At 61.2% G+C, this 4,256-nt stretch carries 6 protein-coding genes; 3 read left to right on the top strand and 3 right to left on the bottom strand.

Going from position 1 to position 4,256, the window contains the following annotated elements; genetic code table 11:
* The 3 genes from AB4Z11_RS24870 to AB4Z11_RS24860 all read right to left on the bottom strand — a co-directional run.
* Positions 1–710, bottom strand: a 710-nt coding sequence (locus AB4Z11_RS24870; protein WP_442028436.1) for an alpha/beta fold hydrolase, incomplete at its 3' end; no start/stop codon positions are given.
* A gap of 25 nt (positions 711–735) precedes the next feature.
* Positions 736–1,191: an Ohr family peroxiredoxin gene (locus AB4Z11_RS24865; protein WP_442028434.1), complete on the bottom strand. Its 456-nt coding sequence runs from the start codon at positions 1,189–1,191 to the stop codon at positions 736–738.
* Positions 1,192–1,414: 223 nt separating this feature from the next.
* Complete coding sequence (locus AB4Z11_RS24860) at positions 1,415–2,329, bottom strand: LysR family transcriptional regulator (RefSeq protein WP_442028438.1); 915 nt, start codon at positions 2,327–2,329, stop codon at positions 1,415–1,417.
* 100 nt (positions 2,330–2,429) lie between these two features.
* Here AB4Z11_RS24860 and AB4Z11_RS24855 point away from each other — a divergent pair, with 100 nt between their 5' ends.
* From AB4Z11_RS24855 to AB4Z11_RS24845, 3 genes are all read left to right on the top strand, one after another.
* Positions 2,430–2,969 (top strand): ester cyclase, encoded by a 540-nt coding sequence (locus tag AB4Z11_RS24855; RefSeq protein ID WP_442028432.1) that lies wholly within the window; start codon positions 2,430–2,432, stop codon positions 2,967–2,969.
* Between the two features lie 2 nt (positions 2,970–2,971).
* A complete protein-coding gene (locus tag AB4Z11_RS24850; protein ID WP_442028430.1) occupies positions 2,972–3,976 on the top strand; it encodes a polysaccharide deacetylase family protein in 1,005 nt (334 codons plus the stop codon).
* A gap of 13 nt (positions 3,977–3,989) precedes the next feature.
* Positions 3,990–4,256: SDR family NAD(P)-dependent oxidoreductase (locus AB4Z11_RS24845; protein ID WP_442028428.1), on the top strand; the 267-nt coding region annotated here is incomplete at its 3' end.

Raw genomic sequence — 4,256 nt, 5'->3', positions numbered from 1 at the left:
TGCGAGATGTGCAAGGCGTGGCTGGCCTTCATCTCGATGACTTGAGAGCCGCCGCGCTGGTACATCCAGCGCTGCAGTTCAGGATTCAACAGGCGGTCTTCCGAAGCCACGATGGCGTAGGTCGGCTTGGTGTGCCAGGCGGCGCTCCATACCGGCGCGTCCATCGTGGCCTTGGTGATCTGGGGCTGGGCGATGGACAGGAAATTGGTGCGGTTTGGCGGCACATCCTGAGCGTAGACATCGCGGAACTTCGACGGTTCTAGCGACAGATGGCCGTCGCGGCTGGTCTTCACTTCATTGCCGGGCAGTGGTTTGGAGGCGAGCAGTTGGGACACACTTTCGCCCACTTCCGGCTGTACGGCAGCCAGATAGACCAGCGCTTTCACCTTGTCGCTGGCGCCAGCGATCGAGATGACGGCGCCGCCGGAATCGTGGCCGACCAGTACCACGGGGCCGTCCTGTGCGTCGATGGCGGCGCGTGTGGCGGCGACGTTTTCATCCAGCGTGGTCTGCGGCTGCTGCACCACGGTGATCTTGTATCCCTTCAGCCAGAGCTGGTCGTGAATTTGGCGCCAGGTGGAACCGTCGGCATACGCGCCGTGGACCAGGATGACGTTTTTCGCGCCCGAGGTGACGACGTCGGGGAAGGCATGGGCGGCGAGCGGTGCGAACACTGCTACTGCCAGCAGGGCTTTGTTAATGCGTTTCATGGGAATTCCGAGAGAGAGAGAAGGCTCAGTTGGTCACTGCTTGCAGTTGCACGTTGATGTTGCCGCGCGTGGCTTTCGAGTATGGGCACAGTGTGTCGGCGGTGTGCGCAATTTCGGTGGCCAGTTCTTGCGACAGGCCTGGAGCGATGAAGGTCAGGCGCGCCTGAATCAGGTATTCCTCGCCCGCAGTGCCAAGATCAACTTCAATTTCCACAGCGGTATCCGCCGGCAGTTTCACGTTTTTTTCCTTTGCCACGATGCCGACAGCGGCGCTGTAGCAGGCCGACCAGGCGCCGGCGAACAGCTGTTCGGCAGTAGGGTGCGGCTGGACGGCCTCGAACACATGGGTGCGTGCAGCGCCGTTACCTGGTGCGGTCAGATGGATGTTCAGCGGGCCTTCGTGGTTGCCGGAAATAACGGCGCCATCGGGGCTGACGGTGCGGGTTTTGCCAGTGAGCAGTACAGATTCGATTGTTTTCATGAGGAACTCCTAAGTCTAAAATAGTTGACGCATGCGATTTAATCGGAAGCGATGACGTGGAGTATAGTGGCAAACTTTACGGTGTCAAGCGACTCCGATTTAGTCGTATGCGACCTTATGGGGCCGGGATTACGCCTTGCCCATAGACGAAATCAGCTCAAAAAGCTGGTTCAATCGTCCGACTTTTTACATGGGGTAATAACTATTTATGCTCGCGGTGCCGTCAATTATCCGTGGCGGCGTCCCAGCGCCAGGCCTGCTGCAGGCGAACCTGCAGGTAATCGACGAAGGCCCGTACGCGCGGGGCCATGTTTTGACTGTGAGGGAAGATCGCCTGCAGCGGCGCTGTCGGCATCGTATGGGCGGGCAGAACTCTTTGCAGGCGGCGCTGCAAGAGATCGTCGCCTACATCCCAGATCGACTTCACGACGATGCCCGCGCCTTGCAGCGCGAATTCATGGGCGGCCTGGCCATCGTTGGTGACGATGGCGCCGTTGACGCGCACCGTCACTGGCTCAGTACCCTGGAAGCGCCATTCAGCGCGGCGCTGGTCGCCGATCAGAATACAGCGGTGCTGGCCCAATTCGGCAGGATGTGTCGGCGCGCCGTACTGTGCGAGGTAGGCTGGCGAGGCGCAGGCTACGCGGTAATTGGGCGCCAAGCGCCGCGCAATCATGGTCGAATCCTGCAGGCTACCGAAACGTATGGCGAGGTCCTGGCCTGTCTCCAGCAGATTGACGACGGCGTCAGTGAGCTCCAGCTGAACCGCCAGTGCAGGGTGAAGACGCTGGAAGTCGGCCACGATCGGCACGATATGCTGACGGCCGAATTCACCCGGCGCCGTCACGCGTAGCMGGCCGGCCACTTCCTGGCGGCTGCGCGTGAGCAGCAGTTCCGCCTGCTCCACTTCCTCCAGAATGCGCAGGACGCGCACATGGAATTGCGCGCCTTCTTCGGTCAGCGTTTGGCGGCGCGTTGTGCGCTGTAACAGCCTGACGCCAACCGCCTTTTCCAGCTGCGCCAGACGTTTGCTGACGACGGACAGCGGCACGTCCAGCTCACGCGCTGCAGCCGACATGCTGCCCGCACTGACGATGCGGGCAAAGGCGGCGAGGGCAGGCAGATCATCCAGCATTATTCGTATTTTGGAAAATATCAATCCGCGAAACGGGGCTATTTCTCCCTAATGGGCCATCCTATCATGACTCCATCGCAATTCCACTCTTTCCGAAGGAGATATGATGAAAACTCTGACCGCTACCCTGATGACCGCGCTGGCGCTGGGCGCCACGACCGCGCAAGCCGCCTCCGATGACCAGTTGGTACGTCCGCAAGTGCAGGTCATCGATCCGACCCTGAGCGCGGCCCAAGCCGAGGCAAGCGTGCTCGCCGCCCGCCGTTACGGCTCGTTCTGGAACAACGGCGATGAAGCTTTTGCCGTTGCCGCACTGGCCCCCAACTTCACCGACCGCACTCTGCCTCCCGGCCGCGCTCAAGGTCTGGAGGGCCCGCTGGCTGCGTCGAAGTTCGTGCGGGCTGCCATTCCCGATCTGCACGCCGATATCGAGCAACTGATCGTGACCGGTGACCGCGTCGTCGTGCATCTGCGATTCCAGGGCCATTTCACGGGCAGCTTCAAAGGCGTGCAGGGCAAAGGGCAGACGGTCAACTTCATCGCCACCGATATCTATCGCGTCGTTGAAGGACGCATTGCCGACAACTGGCATATCGAAGACAACCTGACCTTCCTTCAACAGCTTGGCGTAATCGGAGGCTGATCATGGAACGTACCATCGATACTTCCCGTCGCGGCTTCATGGCGCAAGCAGGAACAGGCGCATTGGCGGCGGGCGGTTTGCTGCTTGGCGCAGCAGCACAAAAAGCGGAGGCAGCACCGGCAAAGACCGCGGTTTCCGGCAAGACCGGGAGCGGCGAATTCTGGCCCAACGGCGCGCGCCTGGTGATTTCCGTCTCCATGCAGTTCGAGGCAGGCGGCCAGCCGTTGAAGGGCACTGACAGCCCATTCCCTAAAGTGGACTTCCCGGCCAGTATTACGTCGGACCCGGTGGTCAACACATGGTTCGCTTACGGATACCGTGAAGGCATCCCGCGCATGCTGGACTTGTGGGACCGCCACGGTATCAAGGTGACCTCGCACATGATCGGCGAAGCGGTCCGCCRTCATCCTGAACTGGCGCGGGACATCGTCAATCGCGGCCACGAAGCTGCCGGACACGGTCCGCGCTGGAGTTCGCAGTACGCCATGAACCCTGCGCAGGAACGCCAGTTCATCAGCGAGGCGGCGTCGATGGTGCAGGAAGTGACGGGCCAGCGTCCGGTAGGCTACAACGCCAACTGGCTGCGCCGTGGGCCAAACACCCTGTCGCTGCTGCAGGAACTGGGCTACACCTATCACATCGACGACTTGAGCCGCGATGAGCCGTTCATTGAGCAGGTCAACGGCAAGGACTTTGTGGTGGTGCCATACACCCTGCGCAACAACGATATTCTGCTGATCGAAGGCCGCAACTACTCGCCGTCGCAGTTCCTGGAGCAGATCAAACTGGACTTCGACCAGTTGTACGAGGAGGGCGCAACGCGCCGCCGCATGATGTCGATCAGCGCGCACGACCGCATCAGCGGTACGCCGCAAATGGTGAAGGCGTGGGACGAGTTTCTGCGCTACGCCAGGTCGCATCCCGGCGTCGCCTTCATGCGCAAGGACGAGATTGCGCGCTACGCCTTGAGCAGCCCGATCACCGTACGCGAAACTGAAACTATCTGAACCAGGGAGATGAATGATGAATACTTTGCATGGACAAAAAGTGCTGGTGGTTGGCGGCAGTTCAGGCATCGGCGCGGCGGCGGCCAAATCGCTGGCTGYATTGGGCGCGGAAGTGACGATCGCCTCGCGCAACGCGGGCAAGCTCGAAGCGGCGGCTGCTGAAATCGGCGGCGCCGTGCGTACCGCCATCCTCGATACGTCGGACGACTCGGCGCTGGAAGCCTTCTTCGCTGCGCAGGATGCCTTCGATCACGTGGTGGTTTCCGCTGCACAAACGGCG

The organism is Pseudoduganella sp. RAF53_2, assembly GCF_052113985.1.
Taxonomy (GTDB): Bacteria; Pseudomonadota; Gammaproteobacteria; order Burkholderiales; family Burkholderiaceae_D; genus Rugamonas.
This window is presented reverse-complemented; position numbering and strand designations above follow the sequence as displayed.